General features: G+C 71.5%; 20 protein-coding genes and 1 pseudogene. 13 read left to right on the top strand and 8 right to left on the bottom strand.

Features of this window, described 5'->3' with window-relative positions:
- Positions 1 to 128: 128 nt before the first annotated feature.
- Together OHT51_RS05715 and OHT51_RS05720 are read left to right on the top strand one after the other, a co-directional pair.
- The gene (locus tag OHT51_RS05715; protein WP_328877788.1) at positions 129 to 893 is read left to right on the top strand and encodes a crotonase/enoyl-CoA hydratase family protein; all 765 of its coding nucleotides are present in this window, start codon (positions 129 to 131) and stop codon (positions 891 to 893) included.
- Between the two features lie 381 nt (positions 894 to 1,274).
- Entirely contained in the window at positions 1,275 to 2,384 is a 1,110-nt protein-coding gene (locus tag OHT51_RS05720; protein ID WP_328877789.1) for a mechanosensitive ion channel family protein, read from the top strand.
- 15 nt (positions 2,385 to 2,399) lie between these two features.
- Here the strand turns inward: OHT51_RS05720 and OHT51_RS05725 are convergent, their stop codons facing one another.
- Positions 2,400 to 3,968, bottom strand: a complete 1,569-nt coding sequence (locus tag OHT51_RS05725) for a M1 family metallopeptidase (protein ID WP_328877790.1) — start codon at positions 3,966 to 3,968, stop codon at positions 2,400 to 2,402.
- Between the two features lie 234 nt (positions 3,969 to 4,202).
- Between OHT51_RS05725 and OHT51_RS05730 the strand changes: the two genes are divergently transcribed.
- The 5 genes from OHT51_RS05730 (at position 4,203) to OHT51_RS05750 (ending at position 9,132) form a co-directional block, all read left to right on the top strand.
- Positions 4,203 to 6,422 carry an NADP-dependent isocitrate dehydrogenase gene (locus tag OHT51_RS05730; protein ID WP_328877791.1) on the top strand — a complete coding sequence of 740 codons (2,220 nt, stop codon included), beginning with the start codon at positions 4,203 to 4,205 and terminating at the stop codon, positions 6,420 to 6,422.
- 232 nt (positions 6,423 to 6,654) lie between these two features.
- Positions 6,655 to 7,518 (top strand): helix-turn-helix domain-containing protein, encoded by an 864-nt coding sequence (locus tag OHT51_RS05735; protein ID WP_328877792.1) that lies wholly within the window; start codon positions 6,655 to 6,657, stop codon positions 7,516 to 7,518.
- Complete coding sequence (locus OHT51_RS05740; RefSeq protein ID WP_328877793.1) at positions 7,515 to 7,748, top strand: DUF397 domain-containing protein; 234 nt, start codon at positions 7,515 to 7,517, stop codon at positions 7,746 to 7,748. The genes OHT51_RS05735 and OHT51_RS05740 overlap by 4 nt, the downstream gene beginning before the upstream one ends.
- Positions 7,745 to 8,335, top strand: coding sequence for a hypothetical protein (locus OHT51_RS05745; RefSeq protein ID WP_328877794.1), 591 nt, complete (start codon positions 7,745 to 7,747; stop codon positions 8,333 to 8,335). The genes OHT51_RS05740 and OHT51_RS05745 overlap by 4 nt, the downstream gene beginning before the upstream one ends.
- 8 nt (positions 8,336 to 8,343) lie before the next feature.
- Complete coding sequence (locus tag OHT51_RS05750) at positions 8,344 to 9,132, top strand: N-formylglutamate amidohydrolase (protein ID WP_328877795.1); 789 nt, start codon at positions 8,344 to 8,346, stop codon at positions 9,130 to 9,132.
- A gap of 9 nt (positions 9,133 to 9,141) precedes the next feature.
- Here the strand turns inward: OHT51_RS05750 and OHT51_RS05755 are convergent, their stop codons facing one another.
- The 3 genes from OHT51_RS05755 to OHT51_RS05765 are packed head-to-tail and all read right to left on the bottom strand — an operon-like array spanning position 9,142 to position 11,713.
- Complete coding sequence (locus OHT51_RS05755) at positions 9,142 to 9,633, bottom strand: hypothetical protein (protein WP_328884248.1); 492 nt, start codon at positions 9,631 to 9,633, stop codon at positions 9,142 to 9,144.
- A gap of 8 nt (positions 9,634 to 9,641) precedes the next feature.
- Positions 9,642 to 10,217: an RNA polymerase sigma factor gene (locus tag OHT51_RS05760; protein ID WP_328877796.1), complete on the bottom strand. Its 576-nt coding sequence runs from the start codon at positions 10,215 to 10,217 to the stop codon at positions 9,642 to 9,644.
- 59 nt (positions 10,218 to 10,276) lie between these two features.
- Positions 10,277 to 11,713, bottom strand: a complete 1,437-nt coding sequence (locus OHT51_RS05765) for a S8/S53 family peptidase (protein WP_328877797.1) — start codon at positions 11,711 to 11,713, stop codon at positions 10,277 to 10,279.
- A 148-nt stretch (positions 11,714 to 11,861) separates the two neighbouring features.
- Between OHT51_RS05765 and OHT51_RS05770 the strand changes: the two genes are divergently transcribed.
- A complete protein-coding gene (locus tag OHT51_RS05770) occupies positions 11,862 to 14,429 on the top strand; it encodes a CHAT domain-containing protein (RefSeq protein ID WP_328884249.1) in 2,568 nt (855 codons plus the stop codon).
- Between the two features lie 56 nt (positions 14,430 to 14,485).
- Here OHT51_RS05770 and OHT51_RS05775 read toward each other — a convergent pair whose 3' ends face one another.
- On the bottom strand, positions 14,486 to 16,450 hold the full coding sequence (locus tag OHT51_RS05775; RefSeq protein ID WP_328877798.1) for a LuxR C-terminal-related transcriptional regulator: 1,965 nt from the start codon (positions 16,448 to 16,450) through the stop codon (positions 14,486 to 14,488).
- Between the two features lie 70 nt (positions 16,451 to 16,520).
- Here OHT51_RS05775 and absR1 point away from each other — a divergent pair, with 70 nt between their 5' ends.
- The 5 genes and pseudogenes from absR1 to OHT51_RS05800 form a co-directional block, all read left to right on the top strand.
- Positions 16,521 to 17,606 (top strand): beta-glucuronidase AbsR1, encoded by a 1,086-nt coding sequence (gene absR1, locus OHT51_RS05780; protein WP_328877799.1) that lies wholly within the window; start codon positions 16,521 to 16,523, stop codon positions 17,604 to 17,606.
- 554 nt (positions 17,607 to 18,160) lie between these two features.
- Complete coding sequence (locus tag OHT51_RS05785; protein WP_443052417.1) at positions 18,161 to 18,937, top strand: ABC transporter permease; 777 nt, start codon at positions 18,161 to 18,163, stop codon at positions 18,935 to 18,937.
- Between the two features lie 102 nt (positions 18,938 to 19,039).
- Complete coding sequence (locus OHT51_RS05790) at positions 19,040 to 20,092, top strand: taurine ABC transporter substrate-binding protein (protein ID WP_328877800.1); 1,053 nt, start codon at positions 19,040 to 19,042, stop codon at positions 20,090 to 20,092.
- On the top strand, positions 20,079 to 20,870 hold the full coding sequence (locus tag OHT51_RS05795) for an ABC transporter ATP-binding protein (protein WP_328877801.1): 792 nt from the start codon (positions 20,079 to 20,081) through the stop codon (positions 20,868 to 20,870). Before OHT51_RS05790 ends, OHT51_RS05795 begins: the two co-directional genes overlap by 14 nt.
- A 27-nt stretch (positions 20,871 to 20,897) precedes the next feature.
- Positions 20,898 to 21,128: pseudogene (locus tag OHT51_RS05800) on the top strand (TauD/TfdA dioxygenase family protein); the annotation flags it as partial.
- Here OHT51_RS05800 and OHT51_RS05805 read toward each other — a convergent pair.
- From OHT51_RS05805 to OHT51_RS05815, 3 genes are read right to left on the bottom strand one after another with little or no spacing between them, the layout of a single operon-like run.
- Complete coding sequence (locus OHT51_RS05805) at positions 21,109 to 22,314, bottom strand: LLM class flavin-dependent oxidoreductase (protein WP_328877802.1); 1,206 nt, start codon at positions 22,312 to 22,314, stop codon at positions 21,109 to 21,111. The pseudogene OHT51_RS05800 and the gene OHT51_RS05805 sit on opposite strands and share 20 nt — an antisense overlap.
- Positions 22,307 to 23,398, bottom strand: coding sequence for an LLM class flavin-dependent oxidoreductase (locus tag OHT51_RS05810; protein WP_328877803.1), 1,092 nt, complete (start codon positions 23,396 to 23,398; stop codon positions 22,307 to 22,309). Before OHT51_RS05810 ends, OHT51_RS05805 begins: the two co-directional genes overlap by 8 nt.
- Positions 23,395 to 24,768: an NtaA/DmoA family FMN-dependent monooxygenase gene (locus tag OHT51_RS05815; RefSeq protein ID WP_328877804.1), complete on the bottom strand. Its 1,374-nt coding sequence runs from the start codon at positions 24,766 to 24,768 to the stop codon at positions 23,395 to 23,397. Before OHT51_RS05815 ends, OHT51_RS05810 begins: the two co-directional genes overlap by 4 nt.
- Positions 24,769 to 24,770: the final 2 nt, after the last annotated feature.

Genomic DNA, 24,770 nt, shown 5'->3' on the forward strand with positions numbered 1-24,770 from the left:
CAAGGCGGTCCGATCAAGGGGCCCGATCCAGGCGGTCGGATCAAGGCCCTCCGACCGCTCGGTTCCGGTGGAAGGTCATGTGACCAGTCAGTAACGTACGGGGTCAGACCCACGGAAAGGACCCCGCCATGCCGGTCCGCGTCGAGCGCCAGGGGCACGTCACCACCGTCGTCCTCTCCCGTCCGGAGGTCCGCAACGCGGTCGACGGGCCCACGGCCGCCGATCTCGCCGACGCCTTCCGGGAGTTCGACGCGGACGACGAGACGCGGGTGGCGGTGCTGTGGGGTGAGGGTGGCACGTTCTGCGCGGGCGCCGACCTCAAGGCGCTCGGCAGCGGACGGGGCAACGAGGTCGCGCAGGACGGCGACGGCCCGATGGGGCCGACCCGGCTGCGGCTGTCCAAGCCGGTGATCGCCGCGGTCGCGGGACACGCCGTGGCCGGAGGTCTCGAACTGGCGTTGTGGTGCGATCTGCGGGTCGCCGAGGAGGACGCGGTCTTCGGGGTGTTCTGCCGCCGCTGGGGCGTACCACTGATCGACGGCGGCACGGTACGGCTGCCCCGGCTGATCGGCACGAGCCGCGCCATGGACATGATCCTGACCGGACGTCCGGTGCCGGCCGCCGAGGCGTACGAGATGGGGCTCGCCAACCGTGTGGTGCCGAGCGGACGCTCCCGCACCGAGGCCGAGGAACTGGCCGCCACGATCGCGCGGTTCCCGCAGGCCTGCCTGCGCGCCGACCGCGCCTCCGTACTCGACCAGGAGGGATTGGCCGAGCCGGCCGCGATGCGCGCCGAACTCCGCCACGGCATGGGCGTGTTGGCTCAGAGCCTGGAGGGCGCGTCCCGTTTCGCCTCCGGTGCGGGGCGGCACGGGTCGTTCTCGGACATGTGACGCGGTTCACCGCTGAGGCATCCGTACCGCATCCGCTACCCCATCCCGCGCCCCCTCGCTGCGGGAGCGCGCGCGGCGTGGAGCGCCCCCTGAGCGGCGCTCACGCATCAAGCGCGCCTGCGGAGGCGGTCGTTCCGCCCGCGGGGTGCCGGAAGTTCGAGGGAGAATGCCCGAAAGCGGCCGATGAGGCCGTCCGGCCGACGCTCCCGGCGCGAACACGTGTACCCGATACGGCAGGATGAGCCCTCGCGCCGGTCTCGGGGGACGGGGTGGCCGGCGCGACGGCACATCGCGGAATCGAGCAGGTGACAACGTGACGAGACTTCACATCCGGCCGTCGGCGAAGGGGTTCGCCGCAGCATTTCTCCTCGGGGGTGACCGGTGAAGCGCGCGCTCACTGTGGACGACCTGGTCGTCGCGGGGATAGCACTGGCGGCGGGGCTGCTGGCGGCCGTCCTGCTGCGGATGCTGCTGCGCTGGCTGGGCAAGCACGCCGACCGCACCCGCTGGAGCGGCGACGACCTGATCGTGGACACCCTGCGCACCGTGGTGCCGTGGGCGGCGTTCCTCGGCGGCGCGGCCTCCGCGGGCGCCGCGCTGCCGCTGACGAAGACGGTCCAGCACAACGTCAATCAGATCCTGACCGTGCTGCTCATCTTCGTCGTGACGCTGTCGGTGGCCCGCGGGATCGCCGGGCTGATGCGGACGGTCACCCAGTCCCGCCCCGGTGTCGCGGGCTCGGCCACGATCTTCGTCAACATCACCCGGGTGCTGATCCTGGCCATCGGCTTCCTGGTGGTGCTCCAGACCCTGGGCATCTCCATAGCGCCCCTGCTCACCGCCCTGGGCGTGGGCGGTCTGGCGGTCGCGCTGGCCTTGCAGGACACGCTCGCCAACCTCTTCGCGGGCATCCACATCCTCGCCTCCAAGACCGTCCAGCCCGGCGACTACATCCGGCTGAGCAGCGGCGAGGAGGGCTACGTCGAGGACATCAACTGGCGCCAGACGACCGTGCGCGCGCTCTCCAACAACCTGATCGTCATCCCCAACGGGGAGCTCGCCAAGACGAACATGACCAACTTCATGCGGCCCGAGCAGGAGTTGACGATCCTGCTCCAGGTCGGCGTCGCCTACGACAGCGACCTGGAGCACGTCGAGCGGGTGACCAACGAGGTCATCGCCGAGGTGATGACCGAGGTCGAGGGCGCCCTTCCGGACCACGAGCCGATCATCCGCTTCCACACCTTCGGCGACTCCCGGATCGGCTTCACGGTCATCCTGGGCGTCGGCGAGTTCAGCGACCAGTACCGGATCAAGCACGAGTTCATCAAGCGCCTGCACAAGCGCTACCGCACGGAGGGCATCCGCATTCCGGCGCCCACGCGGACGGTGGCGATCCAGCAGGGGGCGGTGTCGATACCGCAGCAGTCGATACCGCATCCGCGCCTCCCCGGAGAGGCGGACGAGGTGACCCCCGTCCGCCTCGACTGACCTGCTCGGACGTGCCTAGAGGGTGGCCGAGTTGTCGTGGGACCGGCTGCCCTTGCGGCTGTGCGGCGCGGCGAGGGCCGGATTCACCGGGGTGACCGTCCAGTCCGGGTGCCCCGGCATCCGCGGCGTCTTCGTGCCGTACAGCCAGTCCCGAAGGAATCCGGTCAGATCCTGGCCGGAGACCTCGGAGGCCACGGCGATGTAGTCCTCCGTGGACGCCGAGGAGTTGCGGAACCGGTCGAGGAAGGCGCGCTCAAGGGCGTTGAAGGCCTGCTCGCCGACGAGGTTGCGCAGCGCGTACAGGACCAGGACGCCGCCCAGGTAGCGCTGGCTGTCGAAGAGGTTCACCGCGTTCGGCGCCGCGACCGGCCCCGAGTCGTGGCGCCACTGGTCGCCGCGCGCGTAGGTGTCCTTCATCCGCGCTTCCATCGAGGTGAGGCCGAGGGAGTCGGCCCAGCCGCGCTCGTAGCGGTAGAGCAGCCCGTAGAAGTCGGCGTGGCCCTCGTTGATCCACAGGTCGGCCCAGGTGGCGGGGCTGACGCTGTTGCCGAAGTAGGAGTGGACCAGCTCGTGCATCATGTGCGAGCCGATCTTCGGCTCCGCCTGGAGCAGGTAGTTCGGCTTGTAGATGGTGAGGGTCTGGGTCTCCAGGCCCGTGAAGTCGAAGGCGTTCGGGTCGTCGGAGTTGCAGGGCAGCAGTCCGTACGTCTCGAACGGGTACGCCCCGAGCCGCGTCTCCAGCCATGCCACGATCCCCGGCGTGAGCGCCAGTGCCGGCTCCAGCGCCTCGGCCCGTGCGGTCGGGACGACGTCCCGCAGCGGGAGGCCGTTCGGGCCCTGCCGCTGCTTCACCACGTAGTCGCCGACCGTTATCTGGATCAGCTCCGTGGCCATGGGCTCGCGGGAGCGGTACGTGTAGGCCGTACGGTCGCCGTCCAGGCGCTGGGTGCGCACGAGCCGCCCGGTCGCCACGCCGCTCAGTCCGTTCGGGACGACGAGGCGGAAGGAGAAGTCGGCCTTGTCGGACGGGTGGTCGTTGCAGGGAAAGACGGTGTGGGCCAAGTTCGGCTGGCAGCACACGGCGAACCCGTCGGGCGTGTCGACCCAGCCGGTGTGCGGCTGCGGAATTCGGCGCGGGTCCGCCGAGTACTCGACGCAGACGGTGACCCGGCACTTGGCCGGCAGGGTCCGGGCGGGCGTGATGCGCAGCTTCTCGTCGACCTGCTCGAAGGCCGCCTTGCGGCCGTCGACGCGGACGGAGCGGATGTCGAGGCCCAGGGAGTCGAGGGAGAAGCGGCTCAGGGCCTGGGTGGTGCGGATCTTCAGGGTCGCGGTGGCGTCGACCAGGCGGGTCGTGGCGTCGTAGGAGAAGTCGAGGTGGTAGGCGCCGACGCGGTAGCCGTCGTTGCCGAGGGCCGGGTAGACCGGGTCACCGAGGGTCTCGGGGCCCGGGGTGCCGGAGGTCTTGGCGGCCGACGCCCCCGTCAGCGTCGGCGTCGCGTGGGCGGAGGGGGCGGCGGCCAGGGCCGCTGCCGTGCCGATCAGGGCGGCCGCGGGGGCCGTCACTCTGCTGCGATATCTCATGGTCCGCTTTCGCTCGGGCGGCCGGATGGTCATGGCCGGCCGCCGGATCGGTGGTGATCGCCTTACATGACTGCGGGACGGGCGATCCGGTTGCACGGAGGCGGTAGGTCCGGTTGCGCGGATTCGAGATCGCGGCAGATATCCCGCACCTCAGTGCGGACCCCTGTCGAGTACGGGTCGATCACGAGATATCTTGATGTCGAGCAATGTTGCAGACGTGGAGCGGAGCACCCGGTGACTGACTCGACCATCATCTATACGCACACTGACGAGGCCCCCGCCCTGGCGACGTATTCGTTCCTGCCGGTGGTCCAGGCCTACGCCTCGCAGGCGGGTGTCGCCGTGGAGACGCGGGACATCTCGCTGGCCGGCCGCATCATCGCGGTGTTCCCGGAGCACCTGACCGAGGACCAGCGCATCCCGGACGCCCTGGCCGAGCTCGGTGAGCTCGCCAAGACGCCGGCGGCCAACATCATCAAGCTGCCGAACATCTCGGCGTCGATCCCGCAGCTCAAGGCCGCGATCGCCGAGCTCCAGGGCCAGGGCTACGCGCTGCCGAACTACCCGGACGACCCGAAGACCGACGAGGAGCGGGAGATCCAGGCCCGCTACGACAAGGTCAAGGGCTCCGCCGTGAACCCGGTCCTGCGTGAGGGCAACTCCGACCGGCGCGCCCCCGCCTCGGTCAAGAACTACGCCAAGGCCCACCCGCACCGCATGGGCGCCTGGTCCGCCGAGTCCAAGACGAACGTGGCGACCATGGGCCGCAACGACTTCCGCTCCACCGAGAAGTCCGTCGTGATCTCCGAGGCCGGCACGCTCAGGATCGAGCACGTCGCCGAGGACGGCACGACCACCGTCCTGCGCGAGTCCGTACCGGTCCTCGCCGGTGAGGTCGTCGACGCCTCCGTGATGCACGTGGCCGAGCTGCGTGAGTTCCTCACCGCGCAGATCGCCGAGGCCAAGGCCCAGGGCGTGCTGTTCTCCGTGCACCTCAAGGCCACGATGATGAAGGTCTCCGACCCGATCGTCTTCGGCCACGTGGTGCGCGCCTTCTTCCCGAAGACCTTCGAGCAGTACGGCGCGGCCCTCGCCGCCGCCGGTCTGTCCCCGAACGACGGTCTGGGCGGCATCCTCAAGGGCCTGGACGCGCTGCCGAACGGCGCCGAGATCAAGGCGTCCTTCGAGGCGGAGATCGCCGAGGGCCCGGAGCTGGCCATGGTCGACTCCGACAAGGGCATCACCAACCTGCACGTGCCGTCCGACGTGATCGTCGACGCCTCGATGCCGGCCATGATCCGCACCTCCGGCCACATGTGGGGCCCGGACGGTCAGGAGGCCGACACCCTGGCCGTGTTGCCGGACTCCTCCTACGCCGGCGTATACCAGGCCGTGATCGACGACTGCCGTGCGAACGGCGCCTACGACCCGTCGACCATGGGCTCGGTCCCTAACGTCGGCCTGATGGCGCAGAAGGCCGAGGAGTACGGCTCCCACGACAAGACCTTCGAGGCCAAGGCCGCCGGTACGATCCGCCTGGTCGACCAGGCCGGCGACGTGGTGATCGAGCAGGCGGTCTCCGCCGGTGACATCTTCCGCGCCTGCCAGACCAAGGACGCCCCGATCAAGGACTGGGTGAAGCTGGCCGTCACCCGCGCCCGCGCCACCGGCGACCCGGCCGTCTTCTGGCTGGACGAGACCCGCGCGCACGACGCCAACCTGATCGCCAAGGTCAACGCGTACCTGCCGGAGCACGACACCGAGGGCCTGGACATCCGCATCCTCGCCCCGGTCGACGCCACCAAGCTGTCGGTGGAGCGCATCCGCCGCGGCGAGAACACCATCTCGGTGACCGGCAACGTCCTGCGCGACTACCTCACGGACCTCTTCCCGATCCTGGAGCTGGGCACCAGCGCCAAGATGCTGTCGGTCGTCCCGCTGATGGCGGGCGGCGGCCTGTTCGAGACGGGCGCCGGCGGCTCCGCGCCGAAGCACGTCCAGCAGCTGGTCAAGGAGAACTACCTGCGCTGGGACTCCCTCGGTGAGTTCTTCGCGCTGGTGCCGTCCCTGGAGCAGTACGCGACGGCCACGGGCAACACCCGCGCGCAGGTCCTCGCCGACACCCTCGACCGCGCCACGGCGACCTTCCTCAACGAGGACAAGTCCCCGACCCGTCGCGTCGGCGGCATCGACAACCGCGGCAGCCACTTCTTCCTGTCCCTGTACTGGGCGCAGGAGCTGGCCAAGCAGACCGACGACGCGGACCTGGCGAAGGCCTTCGCCCCGCTCGCCGAGACGCTCACCGCGGGCGAGCAGAAGATCGTCGACGAGCTGAACGCCGTCCAGGGCAAGCCGGCCGAGATCGGCGGCTACTACCAGCCCGACCCGGCCAAGGCCGCCGCGGTCATGCGCCCGTCGGCCACCTGGAACGAGGCGCTCGCCTCGCTGAGCTGACCCATCGGGCCTGAGGGCCCTGCCGTCTCCGCCCCGACCGGTGCACCGCCCGGCCGGGGCGGAGTCATGTCCGGGGGCTCTTTCCGGAGTCGTTGACGAGGGCGTTCCGAAGTCAGGCGATTTCTCTCACGCAATTGCGTGAGCCATATGCATGATCTCAACTATCCTCAGGCACAAGGAGATTGACGGCCGGACGCACTTGCCCGGCGCAACAGACGCGAGGGGTGAGGCAATGGCCACGGCCGGCGGACCCACGCTGCGGCGGCGCCAGCTCGGCGCCGAACTCCGCCGCCTGCGCGAACACGCGGGCAAGCGGATCGAGGACGTCGCGGCGCACCTGGAGTGCTCGATGTCCAAGATCAGCAGGGTGGAGACCGGACAGGCCCCCATCAAGGCCCGGGACGTCCGCGATCTGCTCCAGTGGTACGGCGTGACGGAGCCGGAGCTCACCGAGGCCGTCATGCTGATCCACAAGGGCGCCCAGCAGCAGGGCTGGTGGGCGCACTACAACGAGGTGCTGCCGTCCGGCATGGCCACCTACGCGGGCCTGGAGGCGGACGCCAGTGTCCTGCGCAGCTATGAACCCATGTTCGTGCACGGCCTGTTGCAGACCGCGGACTACGCCCGTGCCGTGATCGCCGCCGTCCGGCCCAACGAGCCGTACGAGGTGGACCAGTTGGTGCGCTTCCGCAAGGAGCGGCAGGCGCTGCTGACCAGGACTCCCGAGCCGCTGGAGCTGTGGGTGGTGGTGGAGGAGAGCGCGCTGCGGCGGCCGGTCGGCGGCACCGAGGTCATGGTGGACCAGCTGGAGCACCTGGCCAGGGCGACCGAGCTGCCGAACGTCACCATCCAGATCATGCCGACCGCGAAGGGCGCCCACGCGGCCCTCGCCGGGACCTTCTCGCTGCTGGAGTTCGGGCCGCGCGAGCCGACCGTCGTCTACGTCAACTCCATCGCCGGGAACGTGTACTTGGAGAAGGAACGCGATGTCCGCACCTTCATCCAGACCTTCGACCTCGTGCGGGCCGCCGCTCCCGACCCGCAGGAGACACCCACCACGCTGGAGCGGATCGCAAGGGAGATGCAGGGGTCATGAGCGCGCACGACGGACGGAGGCTGTCGCGGGTCGACCTGGACGGGGCCGACTGGCGCAGGAGCAGCCGCAGTTCGGGCAACGGAGCGTGTGTCGAGGTCGCGGCAGTCGCCGGCCTCGTCGCGGTCCGGGACTCCAAGATCGCTCAGGGACCGGTACTCGTGTTCACACCGCACGAGTGGCAGGCCTTCCTCGGCGGAGGAGTGCCCCTCGGCGCGTCGGGCTGCCCGTGAACGAGGTCACCTCTCTCCCGCCCGTCGCGTCCGGTGCCTTCTACACCGGGGAGACCTTCTGGACGGCGGCCGGCGTCGCCGGGACCGTGCTCGTCGGGTTCCTCGCGATGTGGACGGCGTTCCGCTCCACCCATCCCAAGCGGCGGCTCAACTACACCGTGAGCCACCAGCCGTTGGTGCAGCAGGTCATGTACGGGAGCCTGGAGATCCGGTGGAACGGTGCCTTACTCACCGATCCACACGTGGTTCGGCCGGTGCTGACCAACCCCGGGCGGTGGGACATCCCCAGCGAAGCGTTCGACCGGGGGGACCCGTTCCAGGTCGACCTGGGCGTGCCCTGTCTGGAAGTGCTGCGCACCGAGGCCGGCCCCGGCGCGGCCCGTGCCCCGCAGACGGAGGTGTGCGGTTCGCTCCTGCGCATCGGACCCGGCCTCATCGGCCGCGGCACGACGATCACCTACCTCCTGCTCGTGGACACGGCACCGGCGTACGACTGCCGGCACTCGCTCGTCGACGTCAAGGTGCAGCAGGTCTCCATGCCCGCACCCCGCCGGATCACCCGGCCACCCCTGACCAGGACACCTTGAGAGGCCCCATGCCTGCTTCCTTCGAGCTGCTGCCCGGCGCCGCCGACTCCCCCGTGATCCTGCACGTACCGCACTCCGCGCGGCAGATCCCGGCAGACGCGCGGACCTCGATCGTGCTGGACGACCGGGCGCTGGAGCGCGAGCTCGACCACATCACCGACGCGCACACCGCGGAGCTCGCCGAGGCGGCGGCCGAACGGGCGTCGCTCACGCCCTGGCGGTTCGTCAACCGGCTGTCCCGGCTGGTCGTCGATCCGGAGCGGTTCCCGGACGAACGGGAGGAGATGCTGGCCGTGGGCATGGGTGCCGTCTACACCCGGACCACGCATCGCGCGCAGCTGCGGCCCGCCGGCACAGACCCGGAACCGCTGGTCGAGCGGTACTTCCGGCCGTACTCGAAGGCCATGACGGCAGCCGTGGCCGACCGGCTCGCCGCCACCGGCCGGGCCGTGATCATCGACGTGCACTCCTATCCGACCGCCCGGCTCCCCTACGAACTGCACGGCGAGGGCCCGCGACCGCCCGTCTGCCTGGGCACCGACTCGTTCCACACACCGCCCGAGCTGCTCGCCGCCGCCCGGGAGGCGTTCGCGCCGTGCGGGGAGACGGGGCTGGACAGTCCGTTCAGCGGTACGTACGTACCGCTGGACTTCTACGGCAGCGAGCCCCGGGTCGGCGCCCTGATGATCGAGATTCGCCGGGACACGTACATGACCGAGCCGGGCGGCTCCGCAGGTCCGGGACTCACCCGGCTCTCGGCGGCACTGGCGGCGCTGGTGGACGCCGCCGCACGCTGACCCGGCGGGTCAGGCCCGCAGCCACTCCGTGACCACGACCTCCGCGCCCGTCCGCAGCCGCAGCGCGAAGGGGCCGTTCGGCGGTGCGTCGCTGGTGAAACGGCCCATGTCGTCGGCCTCCACCGGGATGGCCGTCTGCGGGCCGGCCAGCACCTCGATCCGCGCCTGCTGGGGCGGCAGCACCTGCCCCATCAGCCCCTGCGCGGTCACCTCCACGTCGACGGTCACCTCGCCCGCGCGGAACGTCAGCATCCGCGGCACGTCCGTGGCCCCCCTGACCGGAATGGCGTCCACCACCGAGTCGAAGGTCAACTCGGCGATCCGGGCGTCGAGGTCGTGCAGTGCGAAGGCCTCGACGGCGAGCTGCCGCAGCTGGGCCGGCACGGGGTCCAGGATGGCGGCGGCCTGGCGGAGTTCCTCCTCCAGCAGTTCGATGTCGAACCCGTCGTCGCCGGACCCGTTGTGGTCGACGGGCTCCTCGCCGGTCGCTTCGTCGTGCATGTCGTCGTTCACAACGCTCCCCGTGCGTCGAGTCGGGCCCTCAGTCGGCGCAGACAGCGCTGGCGCAGCGGCCCGATGCTGCCCACGGCGATGCCCAGTGCGGCGGACACCTCCTGGTAGCTGGGCGGCGGCGAGGCCATCAGCACGCGCAGCAACTGGCGGCAGCGGTCGCCGAGTTCCTCGAACTCCTGCCACATCCAGCGGATGCGCTCGGACTCGGCGGCGGCCTCCTCGGAGTCCAGGAGCGACTGTTCGGGCGTACGCTCCTCGCTGACCCGGTCCAGCAGCTGCGGATCGCTCGTCACGGTCAGCCGCCTTAAGCTCTTGAGCACCTTCAGGCATTCGTGCCGTGCGGTGCTCGCGAGCCAGGACCCGGCCTTCTCGGGTTCACGGATGCGCCCGAGATGCTGGGCGAAACGGAACCACACGGTCTGGTACACCTCGTGGGCGTCGGCGTCATTGAGCCGGTGCGCGCGCACGACGGACCACACCAGTGGGCTCATTCCTTCCACGAGCGCCTTCCAGGCCGCCGCGTCGCCGTCGACGGCGGACTGGACCAACGCACCGACATCTGCACGGTCCACAGCCCCACCCCTCGTGTACGGCAAGTCATCGTACGCCGCGGAGGGGGCGGTTCCGACCCTCATGAGCGAGGAGCCGGCGGTGCGACGGGGACAGGGCGCCAGGTCGGGGGGCGAAGCGCGGGTACATGCGCCCCCCGCACCTCCGCGAATCCGGTGTTCGCCGCGAGCATCTTGTACCGGGCGACCCGCGGGTCGTTCTCCTGCTGCGAGCTCATGTGGGTGGCGATCATCGCGGCGACGACGGGAGTGGCGAACGAGGTGCCGCTCCAGTGCGCGAACCCCTCGAACATCACCTGGTCGGGCTTGGTGCCGCTGCTCCCGCCCGTCTCGCTCAACAGGCCGGTGTGGCGCGGGGAGACGCAGGAGCAGGAGTAGCCGAAGCCGTACCGGCAGGCGTCGTAGGTGGAGTGCTGGTACACGTACGGCACGGGCGTGTCGAAGCCGGTGAGGACGCTGGTGAGGCGCTCGCCGGGGGCGTACACCTTGACCCAGGAGCCGTGGTTGCTGAAGCAGGCGCCGAACTCGCCGTCGCCGCGCAGCGCGCCGACCGACAGCACGGTGTCCTGGTAGTCGGGCAGGTCGGCGTAGGCGGCGGGCCAGAAGGGCGTGGCACTGCCGTTGTTGCCGGCCGCGGCGACGAGCAGGGTGCGCCGGCCGCGCAGTTCCTGCATGAAGGCCTCGACGCCGAGCAGGCCGTCGGTGCGGCCGTTGGAGGTGCCCGCGGAGAGGCTGAGGATGTCGGGCCAGCCGCCCGCGTCGACGGCCTCGAAGAGCTTCTCGCCGAATTCGGACTCCAGGATGGCGCCCGCGTCGTTGAGGGAGTTGCGCACCGTGACGTTCGTGTTGGGCGCGACGGCGGCGACGAGGCCCGCGATGAACGTGCCGTGGCCGACGTACTGCTGGAGGATGCCGTCGTCGTCGCACTCCTTGAGCTGCGCGTCGCCTTCGGTGTGGGCGAGCAGCGGAGCGGAGCGGAAGTCGTTCATGAGGCCGGTGTCGATGACGAGGACACCGATGGCGGTGTCCGGGTCGTGGGCGCCCTCCGCCACCGCGGGGTTGAGCTGCTCGGTGGCCGGGACGGGCACGGGCTCGTCGCCGGGGCAGGAGTTGACGGCGATCGAGACCAGGTGGTTGCGGCTGACCAGGCGGCGTCCGGCCCGGCCCTCCGTCTCGCGCAGGGCGCGCAGGGCGTGCGCGACCGGGCGGTCGCCGGCGCGGTCACCCTCGCCGGGGTCGCCGACCTGGATGCGGGTGATGCCCGAGCGGTTCGTCTGCGGGCTCATGCGCCGCACGTTGTCCTGCACGAGGTCGGGCTCGGCTGTGAAGTGCGCGCGTACGGTGTCCTCGACGAGGCGGGCGTCCTCGCCGTCGCGGACCAGGACGTAGCCCTTCTCGTAGATGAACTCGGCGGAGTCGTCCGGTCCCATCGCGAGGGGGACGTCGGGCATGGAGCGTTGGATGTGCTCGAACTGCTCGTGGAATCGCTGTGGTGCCATGGCGTGTCCTCCTGCTGAGGCGACGGTCGTCAATCAGAGCCGTGCGGTCACTGATTGATACAGCGCCAAACCTGTGTGGCACGGTCCTGGGGCAACTACCATCCGTGGAGTGACAGCGGGAAGCGAATCGGTTCTCGAACTGCTGCCGATGGTGTTCGCCGCCCCCAACGACGCCCTGGCGAGGGCGGAAGGGGTGCTCGACGCCGATCCGACGCCGTTGCACGCCTCCGTCGCCCACCAGGTGATCGGCATCTGGCAGCGGGACTGGGGCGACATGCGCATCGCCCTGTATCACCTGCGGCGTGCCCGGGACCTCGCGGCGCGCGCGGAGTCGGCCGACCGGGAGGCGGACGTCCTGGCCGCGCTCGGGGTCGCGCTGGTGCACGCGGGGCGCACTCAGCAGGGGCTGGCCGCGCTGGAGCGCGGCGTGGCGCGCGGCAGCGGGCACACACGCGCGCGCGTGCTGTTCCGCCGGGCCTACGCCCGCTGGGTGCTGGGCCATCACCGGGAGGCGCTGGAGGACGTACGCAAGGCGATACCCGTGCTGCGGCAGATGGACGACGTGATCTGGACGGCGCGGGCGCTGACGCTGCGTGCGACGGTGCATCTGGCGGTCGGCGCGGTGGACCGGGCGGATGCCGACTTCACCGCGGCCGAGGCGCTGTGGGACACCACGGGCCAGGAGCACGACAAGGCCGACGCGGTGGAGAGCCGGGGGCTCGCGGCGTTCCGGGCGGGCGACATCCCGGCCGCGCTGCGGCTGCTCGACGAGGCCGAGGAGCGGTACGCCAAGCTCGGCACGCCGACCTTCATGCTCAACATCCGCCGCTGCGAGGTGCTGATGGCCGCCGGCCTGGCCCCGGAGGCACTGACAGAGGCCGACGCGGCGATCGCCGTGCTCGACGGCATCGGCGGTCAGTCCACCCGCAAGGCCGAGCTGCTGCTGGCCGCCGCGCGTGCCGCCCGGCTGGCGGGCGAGGCGCACACCGCGATCGCGCGCGCCGACATGGCCGTACGGCTGTTCGCGGGGCAGCGCCGCGGCTGGTGGGAGACGCATGCCCGGCTGGTGCTGATCGAGGCGCGGGTGGCCGCCGGGCGCAGTTCCGGGCGGCTGGTGGCCGACACGGCGGCGGTCGCCGAACGGCTGGCCTCGTTCGGCGCGCCGGCCGCGCCGGAGGCCTCGCTGCTCGCCGGCCGGATCGCGCTCGGCCTGGGCTGGCGGGCCGACGCCGAGCAGCATCTGGCGGTGGCCGCCCGCAGCAGGCGCAGCGGGCCGCCGCTGGCGCGGATGACGGGCTGGGCGGCGCAGGCGCTGCGGGCCCAGGCGGCCGGGTCGGGGCGCGGCGTCCTGGAGGCCTGCCGGCGGGGCCTGGACGTGCTCGATGCGCACCGGATGACGCTGGGCGCCTCGGAGTTGCGTGCCCGCGCCACCGAGCAGGGCGCGGAGCTGGCCGCGCTGGCCCAGCAAGCCAGCCTCGACTCCGGCAGTCCACGCCGGCTGCTGGTGTGGAGCGAGCGCTGGCGGGCCACCGCGCTGTCCACCCCACCGACCCGGCCGCCGGCGGACCCGGAGCTGCAGAGCAACCTCACTGCGTTCCGGGAGATCGCGGCCCGCGCGGAGGCCGCCCGCATGGAGGCGCGTCCCGTTCCGGCACTGGAGCGCGAACAGCGGCGTCTGGAGCGGGAGATACGCTCCCGGACCCTGCACATGCGCGGCGACACACCCGGCGACGGCCACCGCTTCGACCCGGGCCGGCTGCTGGAGCGGCTGGGCGACGAAGTCCGGCTGGTCGAACTCGCCGTGCTGGACGGGCGCGTTCAGGTGCTGCTGTGCGGGCAGGGGCGGGTGCGTCGGTACGAGGCCGGGCTCCTGGCCGACGCGGAGAGGGAGGCCGAGCACGTCCAGGCCGGGCTGCGGCGGCTGGCCCACCCGGGTGCGGAGGGACGGCTTCCGGTGGTGGAGGCTGCCGGACGGCGGCTGGAGGAGCTGCTGCTCGGTCCGGCCGCGGCCCATCTGGGCGACGGCCCCGTGGTGGTCGTACCGCCGGCCAGGCTGCACCGCGTGCCGTGGGCGCTGTTGCCGTCGCTGCGGGAGCGGGTGCTCAGCGTGTCGCCGTCGGCGAGCAGTTGGCTGCGCGCCCGGGAGACCGAACCGCCGCCCCCCGGCCGGCATGTGCTGGTACGCGGTCCGGGACTGGCGACCGGCGGCGCGGAGGTGCCGCACCTGGCCGGCCGGTACGGCGGGTCGGTCGTCCTGGAGTACGCGGACGCGCGCGTGCCGCGTGTCCTCGAGGAGCTCGACGGGGCCGAGCTGGCGCACATCGCGGCGCACGGCACGTTCCGTGCGGACAGCCCGCTCTTCTCCGACCTGCGGATGGCCGACGGTCCGCTCATCGTCCATGACTTCGAGCGGCTGGACCGCAGCCCGTACCGGATCATCCTGTCCTGCTGCGACACCGCCCGCTTCGCCTCCGTCGGCGCCGACGAACTGCTCGGCCTGGTCACCGCCCTGCTGCCGCTCGGCACGGCGGGCGTGGTGGCGAGCAGCGCGCCGGTCAACGACGCCGCGGTGGTGCCGCTGATGCTCGCCCTGCACAAGGGGCTGAGCCAGGGGCTCTCCCTGGCGGAGGCGCTGCGCGACGCGCGGGCGGCGCTGCCAGGGGACGCGCTGCATCAGGCGACGGGGTGGGCGTTCTCGGCCTTCGGAGCGGCCTGATCCGGTTTGGCCTGATCCCGATACAGCGTGACCCCGGTACGGCCTGAACAACTCCCTTACGCCGGCTGCGCGTCCGGTAGTTCCACCAGCCATGGCAGGGCGCCTCGGTCGCTGGCGCCGAGGCGGGCGTAGGCGCTGTACAGGTGGTTGCCGACCGTGCGGACGGAGAGCGTCAGCTTCTCGGCGATCTGGCGGTTGCTCAGGCCGGTTGCGGCGAGGGTGACGATCTGGCGCTGCCGGGTGGTCAGTTCGCCGAGGACCAGGCCGGACAGGGCCGGGGTGCGGGCGCCCTGGCAGCGGCGGGCCAGGGCGACGGCACGCGTGCGTGCGGTGCGGGCGGCACGCGGGTCGCGGTGGGCCCGTACGGCATGGGCGTGCGCCTCGGCCGCGAACAGCAGGAAGCCGCGCTGCTCCAGCTCCTGGGCCACTCGGTCAAGGGCGGGGCCGTCGCCACGGTCGAGCGCGGCGGCGTGCTCGGCGAAGACGCCGGTCAGGCGGCCCGCGGCGCGCTCCGGGTCGCCAAGGCGGACGGCGTCGTACGCATCGCCGGAGAGTGCCTGGACACTCCCGTCGAGGTCGCCGCCCCGCGCCTCGACGGTCCCGTCGGCGTGGCCGCGGGCCGCTGTCGGCCGGGTGACCGCCCCACCCCCGTGGGGGCGGCCACCCAGGATCTTGTGCGCGGCCGTCGGATCGCCCGACTGGGCCGCGGCGAGGGCGAGTTCGAGGCGGCAGGATGGATCGTCACGGCCGTCGAGCAGGCCCTCCCGCGCCCATGCCGCCGCCTCACGCAACTCGCCGCGCAACCGCGCGAACCCGGCGCGCACGGCCGCGTACCCGGACGGCACCGGTACGCCCTCCGCGACCAGCCACTCCCCCACCGGCGTCGGCAGCGCCCGTACGTCCGCTCGTTCGATGGCGTCGGTCAGTGCGGCCTGCTCGGCGTCGAGGGCGGGCCGGCACCGATCCGGCGTACTGGACAGCCGCCTCGCCCGCAGCCGGCCGGCCGCGGCCCGCAGCACCGGGCCGTGCAGGGGGTGGGCGAGGCGGACGGCGCCCCGGTCGTCGACATGGACCAGGGAGTCGGCCTCCAGGCGTTCGAGGGCGCGAAGATCGAGTCGGTACGGCTCCGAGCCCTGTTCCGGCCGCTGTTCCGGACCCGTTGCCGGAGCCGGTTCCAGAGCCGGTTCCAGATCCAGGGACAACGGCTCGGCGAAGGCCAGGCGTTCGAGGATCTCGCGCTCTTCGGAGCAGGCACGGTCGAGGACCTGTGCGGTGTGCTCGCGCACCGCCGCCGTGACCGGCACCGGGCCGCGCCACGCCCACTCGTCGGAGTCCGAGTCCGGGCCCGAGTCGGCGGCCCGGCTGAGCAGTCCGCGCTCGCGCACCGCGCCCACCAGGTCGCGCAGCAGCCGCAGGTCCCCCCGGCACAGGCGGTGCAGCCGGTTCACGGTGAGAGGTCCGAGGCCACCGGCGCCGACCGCGGTTCCGGCCGCCAGCAGGTGGGCGGTCTCCTCGCGGGGCAGCGGCTCCAGGGTGAGGCGGGGCAGGAGTTCGCCGGTCCACAGCCGGGAGATCGCGCCCGGGACCGGGGCGCCGTAGGTGGTGACGACCAGGAGACGAGTGCGTCCGTGCACCGCCAGCTGATGGACGAGGGCGGCGGAGGCGTCGTCGAGCAGGTGCGCGTCGTCGACCAGGAGCAGCCGTACGCCGGACAGGTGCTGGAAGGCGCCGTGCAGGGAGGCCGACTCCGGTACGAGGTGCGCGAACGCGGCGAAGCGGATCCGGCGCGTCTCGGGGGTGCCGGCCACCCGCGCGCAGTCGGTGCCGCGGACGGCCTCGGTGACGAGGCGGGTCTTGCCGCAGCCCGCCGGACCGGTGATCACGAGGCCCTGGCGGCCGGCGGTCAAGGAGTCCCGCACCAGCTCGATCTCGTTCTCCCGGCCGGTGAACGGCCAGGGCAACTCCAGGGTCTTCGCGTCACGTTCGAAGTTCGTCACGGCAATAGGAGCGCGGTGACTCATCCTTGATACAGGGGTACTTGAGTAGCCCTCGACTCAGGCGCCCGGGGCGGGCCGACGGCAGGCTGTCCGCATGACCGCTCGCTACTGCTCCCTCGCGCAGCAGTCGGCCCCCGCTTTCGCCCCGGGGCTGGCCGCCGAGCGGCTCAGTGCGCTCATCGGCGGACGCCGGATGTGGGTCAACGGCACCGTGCTGCACTACTGCTTCCTCGACCGGGACTCGGACGGATCCGTGATCCCCGATCCGGAGACCGGCGAGACCCGGCGTGTGTCGTGGGTCGGCAGCAAGGAGCAGCAGGACGTCGTGCGCGAGTGCTTCGAGGAGTGGCAGGGCCTCGGCATCGGGCTGTCGTTCGTAGAGGTGGGCGACCGGTCGGAGGCCGAGCTGCGCGTCGGATTCCAGCTCGGTGACGGCTCCTGGTCGACCGTGGGCAAGGACGCGCTCCGGGTCGGCCTCAACGAACGCACCATGAACTTCGGCTGGGACCTGACCGTGCCCGGGGAACGCGGAACGGCCCTGCACGAGATCGGGCACGCGCTCGGCATGCTGCACGAGCACCAGAGCCCGTTCGCCGGCATCCACTGGGACGACGAGGCCGTGTACGCGGATCTGGCGGGCCCGCCGAACTTCTGGAGCCGGGACAGGACGTTCTTCAACATCCTGCGCAAGCTCGATCCGAACGAGGTCAACGGCTCCGCCTGGGACCCGCACTCGATCATGGAGTATCCCTTCCCGGCCGGGCTCATCCTGGAGCCGGAGCAGTTCCGCGCGGGCCTGAACCCGCCGGGTGTGCTGTCCAAGGCCGACAGGGAGTTCGTCCGGCGCTGGTACCCGCCGGCCGAGACGCCGGGGCCGCGGGAGCTGGTGCCGTTCCGTTCGGTGCCGCTGCGGCTGGGTCCGGCGGAGCAGGCCGACTTCGTCGTCGAGCCGCCGGAGACCCGCGAATACACGGTGGGCACCTTCGGCGACAGCGACACCGTCGTCGTGGTCTTCGAGGAACGGGACGGCGAACCCCGGTACCTCACCGCCCAGGACGACGGCGGCACCCCGGACAACGCCACCGTCAGGGCCCGCCTCGTCAAGGGCCGCCGCTATCACGTCAGAGTGCGCCTCTACTCCAGCTGGGGTTCGGGGGAGACAGCGGTCATGTGCTGGTGACGGCACGGATCGGCTGACGCGCTCGGACGTGAGAGTCCACAGTCCGGCGCCGGGGAAAGTGGCCGGGAACGCCACCTTCGGGGGAGGGTGACGTTCCCGGCCACGCCGACGCCACGGCACCGGCCGGCACAGGATGTCCTGCCGGTGTTCCAGAGAGTGGACGCCTCTTGGTGACGGGTTGCGGCTGGGGTAGAAATGGGCCTCATGAATCCCGAGCCCTTGGTGCGACGCCTGGTCATCGACCTGTGCCGACGCCCGGGCTCGGGTTGTTGTTGCTGACGTAGCCCTGTCGCACGCGCCTGGCCGCCCGGTGGTCGCACCCCGGCGAGGGCGTTCCCGCACCCTGTCGCAGGGTGCTCTCTGCGCTTCGTTCAGCATCACTCCCGCTCGGGGCCCGCCGCCCATGTCGGTCGACGGCAGCAGCTCATGTCCCGGCGCCCCATGGAGGACGCCCCGTGTCCACAACTCCCCCTCTGTCCAAGCCTGATCGCACCCCTACGCCTGCCGATGTGCCGCCCCGGCCCGGCTCGCCTGCGCGGGGCGTGTGGGCACGTGTGCGCCCTGTCGCACTGCCGGTCGGCTCGCTCCTGCTCTTCCTCGTCCTGTGGCAGCTGCTGGCGGCCAGCGGGACATGGAGCGCCACGCTGGTTCCGCCGCCGGCCAGGGTGTGGGACGCGTTCATCGACGTCTCCACCACGCACGACGGCGTACGGGGCTACAACGGCACCACTCTCGTCGAGCACCTCGGCATCAGCCTGCGACGCATCGCGCTCGGGGCCGGCATCGGCATCGCCGCCGGGGTGGTCTTCGGGCTGCTCATGGGCACCGTCGGCTGGGTGCGCTCGCTGTTCGAGCCCTGGATCACCTTCCTGCGGACGCTGCCGCCGCTGGCGTACTTATCCCTGCTGATCATCTGGCTGGGCATCAACGAGGAGCCGAAGGTGACCCTGCTGGCGGTGGCCGCCTTCCCGCCAGTGGCGGTGTCGACGACGACAGCCGTGGCGGCCGTACCGAAGAGCCTCATCGAGGCGGCCCGTGCCCTCGGCGCGTCGCGGCTGGACGTCGTCCGGGACGTCGTCGTCCCGTCCGCTCTCCCGGAGACGCTCACCGGAGTGCGGCTCGCCGTGGGGGTGGCCTACTCCTCCCTCGTCGCCGCCGAGTTGGTCAACGGACTGCCCGGCATCGGCGGCATGGTCAAGGATGCCGCCAACTACAACAACACCCCGGTGGTGCTCGTCGGCATCATCGCCATCGGCGTCTCCGGGCTCGTCATCGACGGGTTGCTGCTACGGCTGGAACGCGCCGTCGTCCCGTGGCGCGGCCGCGCATAGCGCACAGCGCACAGGACCGCTTGGAAGTCACCCCTCTGCTCACGCAGAAGAACCCCCTCTGTCTCGCGTAGAAGAACCCCTCTGCACAGAAACGGCCCTGACATGTCCCGTGTCCCCTCCGGCCCGTCCCGTCGGCTCCTGCTCGCCGGCGCCCTGGCCACGGTCTCCGCCGGCGTCACCGGCTGCTCCTCGGACAGCTCGGCGGCCTCGTCCGGCGGCTCCAGGCAGCTGCGGATCGGCTACTTCGCCTTCCCCAGCGGGGACTTGATCGTGAAGCAGCGCAAGCTGCTGGAGAAGGCGCTGCCGGACTACAAGATCTCCTGGATCAAGTTCGACTCCGGCGCCGGCGTCAACCAGGCCTTCATCGGCAAGTCCCTCGACATCGCCGCGCTCGGGTCGAGTCCGTTCGCCCGCGGAGTGTCGGGCAGTTCGCCGGTCCCGTACAAGGTCGCCTTCATCCTGGACGTGGCGGGCGAGAACGAGGCCCTCGTGGCCCGTAAGCAGAGCGGCATCACCGACGTCGCCGGCCTCAAGGGCCGGACCATCGCCACCCCGTTCGCCTCCACCTCGCACTACAGCCTGCTGGCGGCGCTGGAGCAGGCCGGGCTGAAGACGTCCGACGTCAAGCTGATCGACCTGCAGCCGCAGCCGATCCTCGCCGCCTGGCAGCGCGGTGACATCGATGCCGCCTATGTCTGGCTGCCCACCCTCGACGAACTCCGCAAGACCGGCAAACAGTTGACGAGCAGCAAGGAGATCGGCGCTGCGGGCAAGCCGACACTCGACCTGGCCGTCGTGTCGGACGAGCTGATCGCCCGCGCTCCCAAGGTGATCGACACCTGGCGGTCGGTGCAGGCTCAGGCGCTGCGGCTGCTGAAGTCCGACCCGGACGGAGCGGTCAAGGACGTCTCCGCCGAGCTCGGCATCAGCACCGCCGACGCCAAGGCACAGCTCGCGCAGGGGGTGTTCCTCACCCCGGAGCAGGTCACCTCCGCCGACTGGCTGGGCACCGACGGCAGCCCGGGCAAGTTGCTGACCTACGTCACCGACACCGCCCAGTTCCTCGCCGGCCAGAAGCAGATCGACGCGGCACCCTCCGAGGCCGTCGTCCGCAAGGCGTTCTACCTGAAGGGACTCCCCGATGTCCTCAAGTGACACTGTCGAGGGTGCAGTCGAGCCCGCGCTGGACGGTTCCGTCCGGATCGAGCACGTCACCCATCGGTACGGTCCCGTCACGGCCGTCGGTCCGGTCGATCTGACCGTCCCCGCGGGCGAGTTCCTCGTCCTGGTGGGCGCTTCCGGCTGCGGCAAGAGCACCCTGCTGCGGCTGATCGCCGGGTTCGAGCGGGCCACGCAGGGTTCGGTGCGGGTGTCCGGCAAGGCGCCACGGCCCGGCGAGGCGGCCGGGGTGGTGTTCCAGTCGCCGCGGCTGTTCCCATGGCGGACCGTGCAGGGCAACATCGACGTGGCGCTGCGGTATGCGGGCGTGGAGCGCGCCCAATGGCCGCTGCGGCGGTCCGAGTTGCTCGCCCGCGTCGGCTTGGGGGGCACCGAGAAGCGGCACGTCTGGGAGATCTCGGGCGGGCAGCAGCAGCGCGTCGCCATCGCCCGTGCCCTGGCCGCCGAGAACCCCCTCTTCCTGCTCGACGAGCCGTTCGCGGCGCTGGACGCGCTGACCCGGGAGCGGCTCCAGGACGACGTACGCCAGGTCACCGGCCGGACCACCGTGTTCGTGACCCACTCCGCCGAGGAGGCGGTGTTCCTCGGTTCCCGCATCGTCGTGCTGACGAAGGCTCCGGGGACCGTCGCCCTGGACCTGCCGGTCGACCTCCCCCGCGATGGGGTCGACGCCGACGAGCTGCGCGAGTCACGGGAGTTCGCCGAGCTGCGCGCCCAGGTGTCCCACGCCGTCAAGACAGCCGCCGCTGCCTGAACTCCGTATCCAAGAAGGGATGTTCGGATGACCGTCATCGCCCCGCCCCAGCTCCCCCTCACCCCCCTCGGCCCGAACTTCGGCGCCGAGCTGCACGGTGTCGACCTCGCTCGCCTCGGCGACGAGCAGATCCAGGCGATCCGGGAAGCGCTCGTGGCGTACAAGGTGCTCTTTCTGCGTGGCCAGGACGGCCTGGACGACACCGCGCAGATCGAGTTCGGCCGCCGCCTCGGCGAGGTCACCGCCGGGCACCCGATCCACGACTCCGGTGACGTGGCCGCCGAGGTGTACGCGCTGGAGAGCCAGGACAACGGGTTCTCCACCTACGACTCCACTCCCGCGCCAGCAGTTCGTACGACCGCACCCGGTCGGCGTGGTCGTGCGTGATCGTCGTGATCAGCAACTCGTCGGCACCGGTGGCCTCCTGAAGCTGCTCCAGCTGATCGGCCACCCGGCCCGCCGACCCCACGAACCGTGTATCGACGCGGTCCTGGACCAGCGCCCGGTCCTCGTCGCTCCACGGGTGGGCGCGGGCCTCCTCGGGGGTCGGGTACTCGATGGCGCCCTCGGCGGTGCGGATGCTGCGGACCCAGGGGCCGTAGCCCGCCGCGAGTTCGCGGGCCGTCGCGTCGTCGGCGGCGACCACGACGTCGGCCGAGACGCTGACGTAGGGCTTGTCGAGGAACTCGGAGGGGTGGAAGAAGGAGCGGTAGCCGTCCACCGCCTCCAGGACGGAGGCCGGGCTGACGTGGTAGTTCGCGGCGAAGCGCAGGCCGCGGGCGCCTGCGGCCTCGGCGCTCTGGCCGCCGCTGCTGCCCAGGATCCACACCTCGACGTCGGCGCCCTCGCCCGGCACCGCGTGTGCCTCGATGCCCTCCGGGGAGCGGTAAGTGCCGGCCAGCAGGGCGAGGATGTCGTCGATCTGCTCGGCGTAGTCCTGCGACTCGGCGCCCGGCAGCAGGAGCAGTGTGCGCTGCAGGGCGATGCGGGGTGAGCCGAGGAGGTGCTCGAAGGAGAAGCGGGGCGGGATGAGCAGGCCGTTGGGGGCGCGGCCGTCGACGACCGGGGTCGCCGTCGCGGTCGTCGCCCTCTCCCCCGGTGGGCGGCCGGCCGAGCGGCCGAGGCCCAGGTCGAGACGGCCGGGGTGCAGGGCGTCGATCAGGCCGAACTCCTCGACCGTGGACAGCGCGGTCCGGTGACCGAGCTGTACGGCCCCGGAGCCGAGCCGGATGGTGGAGGTGGCCGCGGCGGTCAGAGCCAGGGCGACTGCGGGGGACGTACCCGCCACGCCGGGGTTGAGATGGTGTTCGGCGAACCAGTAGCGGGCGTAGCCGAGGCGTTCGGTCTGCCGGGCGAGGTCGATGGAGTTGCGCAGGGCGTCCGCTGCCGTCGAGCCGGAGGAGATCGGGATCAGGTCCAGGACGCCGAGGGGGATGTCAGACATGGACTCGCTCCTGCGCGGTCGGTGAGGCCGGAAGCACCGGGGCCCATGCGAAGGGCGGGTCCGGGATGTCCTTGCGCAGCACGGGTGTCACCGCCGACTGGAACAGTTCCAGCGAGTCGCGGTGCTGGGTGTCGGTGAGGCCGCTCGCGTCCGCCTGGACGTGGACCGCCGTGTGGCCGAACTGCTCGTGGTAGCGGTGCACCTTGTCGATGACCTGCTGCGGGCTGCCGATCAGGGCGGAGCTGCGCTCGACGAAGTCCTCCAGCGTCTCGAACACGACAGGCAGCCCCGCCTGCCGGTAGAAGGCCAGGTTGGCCTCGAAGACCGGCCGGTAGGCGGCCAGGGCCTGCTGGGACGTGGGGGCCACGTGGATGCCCGCCGTGCCGGCCCCGATCGCGATGTCCGCCGCGTCGTGGCCGTAGTGCTCCCACCGCTCGCGGTAGTGGCGGATCAACTCGGCGTACGGCTCGATGGGGTGGGTGACGTTCGCGGAGAAGAGCGGGTCGCCGTAGCGGGCGGCCAGGTCGACCGACTCCTTGCTGGTGGCGCTGCCGTGCCAGACCCGGACGGGCTGCTGGTAGGGCCGCGGCCACACCTCGGCGTCCGTCAGCGGCGGGCGGAAGCGGGTCGCCGCGGTCACCTTGTCCTGGCGCCAGATCCGCCGGAAGACCTCGTAGCTCTCTGCGTTGCGGTCCCACTGGTCCTCGGGTGTGACGTGGAACAGGTCGCGCTGGGCCGCGCCGTTGCCCTTGCCGATGATCAGGTCGAGGCGGCCCTCGGAGAGGTGGTCGAGGGTGGCGTAGTCCTCGTAGGCGCGCACCGGGTCGAGCAGGCTGAGCGTCGTCACGGCCGTGAAGAGCCGTATCCGCTTCGTCAGGGCTGCGACGTGGCTGAGGACGACCGTGGGGGACGAGGAGATGAACGGCCGCTCGTGCCGCTCCCCCACGCCGAAGCCGTCGAAGCCCAGCTCCTCGGCGAGCAGGGCGTTGTCGAGGACCTCGCGGAAGCGCTCGTGCGTCGGCTTCTTCGCCCCGGTGACCGGATCAGGGCGGTGCACGATCAGGGTGATCGCGATGAACTTCACGACGCGAGCCGCTCGTCGCGGTGCCCGTCGGGGTGCGTCAGGCCGAGGTGTTCGCGCAGGGTCGTGCCTTCGTACTCCGTGCGGAACACGCCCTGTTCCTGAAGCAGCGGGACGACCTTGTCGGCGAAGTCGTCGAGGCCGGCCGGGGTGATGTGCGGGACGAGGATGAAGCCGTCGCTCGCGTCGGCCTGGACGAAGTCGTTGATGGTCCTGGCGATGGTGGCCGGGGAGCCGACGAAGTTCTGCCGGTTGCCGGTGTTGATGACCAGGTCACGGATGGACCACTTGTTGGCCTCGGCCAGTTCGCGCCACTCACGGGCGGTGGCCAGCGGGTCCCGGTACATGCGGACCTGGGCGCGCCCCTTGGAGATGTGGTCGTCGCCGACGTCCGGGTCGATGTCGGGGAGGGGCCCTTCCGGGTCGTACGAGGACAGGTCCCGGTTCCAGACGAACTCCAGGTGCTTGAGGGCGGTGGCCCCGCTGACCTGTCGGCGGCGCACCTCGCGGGCGAGTGCCTCGGCCTCGGCGTCCGTGTCGGCGAGGGCGAAGGTTGCGGCGGGCAGGATGAGCAGCTGGTCCGGGCCGCGGCCGTACTTGGCCAGGCGGGACTTCACGTCCGTGTAGAAGGCCCGGCCGCCCTCGAGGGTGCCGTGCCGGCTGAAGATGGCGTCCGCTTCCGCGGCGGCGAACTCGCGGCCCTCCTCGGAGTCGCCGGCCTGGAAGATGACCGGGCGGCCCTGGGGCGAGCGCGGGACGTTGAACTGTCCGTGGATGTCGAAGTGCTGCCCGGTGTGGACGAAGGCGCCGGCCTTGGCGTCCCGCAGGAACGTGCCGGTCTCCTGGTCGGCGACGATCTCGTCGCCGTGCCAGGAGTCGAAGAGCTCGTTCGCCGTGGCGAGGAACTCCTTGGCGCGGGAGTAGCGCTCGTCCTGCGGCAGGAAGCCGCCGCGGCGGAAGTTCTCGCCGGTGAAGGCGTCCCAGGAGGTGACGACGTTCCAGGCGGAGCGGCCGCCGGAGAGGTGGTCGAGGCCGGCGAACTGGCGGGCGACCTCGTAGGGCTCGTTGAAGGTGGAGTTGATGGTGCCGGTCAGGCCGATGTGCTCGGTGACGGCGGCGAGCGCGGCGAGGATCGTGAAGGTGTCGGGGCGGCCGACGACGTCCAGGTCGTAGATCTTCCCGCCCTGTTCACGGAGCCTGAGTCCTTCGGCGAGGAACAGGAAGTCGAACTTGGCGCGTTCGGCGGTCCGGGCGAAGTGGGCGAAGGAGCTGAACTCGATGTGGCTGCCGGCCCGCGGGTCGCTCCACACGGTGGTGTTGTTGACACCGGGGAAGTGGGCGGCCAGGTGGATCTGCTTCAGCGGTTTGGTCATGG

Origin of the sequence: Streptomyces sp. NBC_00299 (assembly GCF_036173045.1) — a bacterium.
Lineage (GTDB): Bacteria > Actinomycetota > Actinomycetes > Streptomycetales > Streptomycetaceae > Streptomyces > Streptomyces machairae.

What these genes read in the sequence shown, in the direction of transcription:
- OHT51_RS05715 (WP_328877788.1), top strand. Translation starts at nt 129, where the DNA reads ATGCCGGTCCGCGTCGAGCGCCAGGGGCACGTCACCACCGTCGTCCTC.
- OHT51_RS05725 (WP_328877790.1), bottom strand. Translation starts at nt 3,968, where the DNA reads ATGAGATATCGCAGCAGAGTGACGGCCCCCGCGGCCGCCCTGATCGGC.
- OHT51_RS05735 (WP_328877792.1), top strand. Translation starts at nt 6,655, where the DNA reads ATGGCCACGGCCGGCGGACCCACGCTGCGGCGGCGCCAGCTCGGCGCC.
- OHT51_RS05740 (WP_328877793.1), top strand. Translation starts at nt 7,515, where the DNA reads ATGAGCGCGCACGACGGACGGAGGCTGTCGCGGGTCGACCTGGACGGG.
- OHT51_RS05750 (WP_328877795.1), top strand. Translation starts at nt 8,344, where the DNA reads ATGCCTGCTTCCTTCGAGCTGCTGCCCGGCGCCGCCGACTCCCCCGTG.
- OHT51_RS05755 (WP_328884248.1), bottom strand. Translation starts at nt 9,633, where the DNA reads ATGCACGACGAAGCGACCGGCGAGGAGCCCGTCGACCACAACGGGTCC.
- OHT51_RS05765 (WP_328877797.1), bottom strand. Translation starts at nt 11,713, where the DNA reads ATGGCACCACAGCGATTCCACGAGCAGTTCGAGCACATCCAACGCTCC.
- OHT51_RS05770 (WP_328884249.1), top strand. Translation starts at nt 11,862, where the DNA reads ATGGTGTTCGCCGCCCCCAACGACGCCCTGGCGAGGGCGGAAGGGGTG.
- OHT51_RS05775 (WP_328877798.1), bottom strand. Translation starts at nt 16,450, where the DNA reads ATGAGTCACCGCGCTCCTATTGCCGTGACGAACTTCGAACGTGACGCG.
- absR1 (WP_328877799.1), top strand. Translation starts at nt 16,521, where the DNA reads ATGACCGCTCGCTACTGCTCCCTCGCGCAGCAGTCGGCCCCCGCTTTC.
- OHT51_RS05790 (WP_328877800.1), top strand. Translation starts at nt 19,040, where the DNA reads ATGTCCCGTGTCCCCTCCGGCCCGTCCCGTCGGCTCCTGCTCGCCGGC.
- OHT51_RS05795 (WP_328877801.1), top strand. Translation starts at nt 20,079, where the DNA reads ATGTCCTCAAGTGACACTGTCGAGGGTGCAGTCGAGCCCGCGCTGGAC.
- OHT51_RS05805 (WP_328877802.1), bottom strand. Translation starts at nt 22,314, where the DNA reads ATGTCTGACATCCCCCTCGGCGTCCTGGACCTGATCCCGATCTCCTCC.
- OHT51_RS05815 (WP_328877804.1), bottom strand. Translation starts at nt 24,768, where the DNA reads ATGACCAAACCGCTGAAGCAGATCCACCTGGCCGCCCACTTCCCCGGT.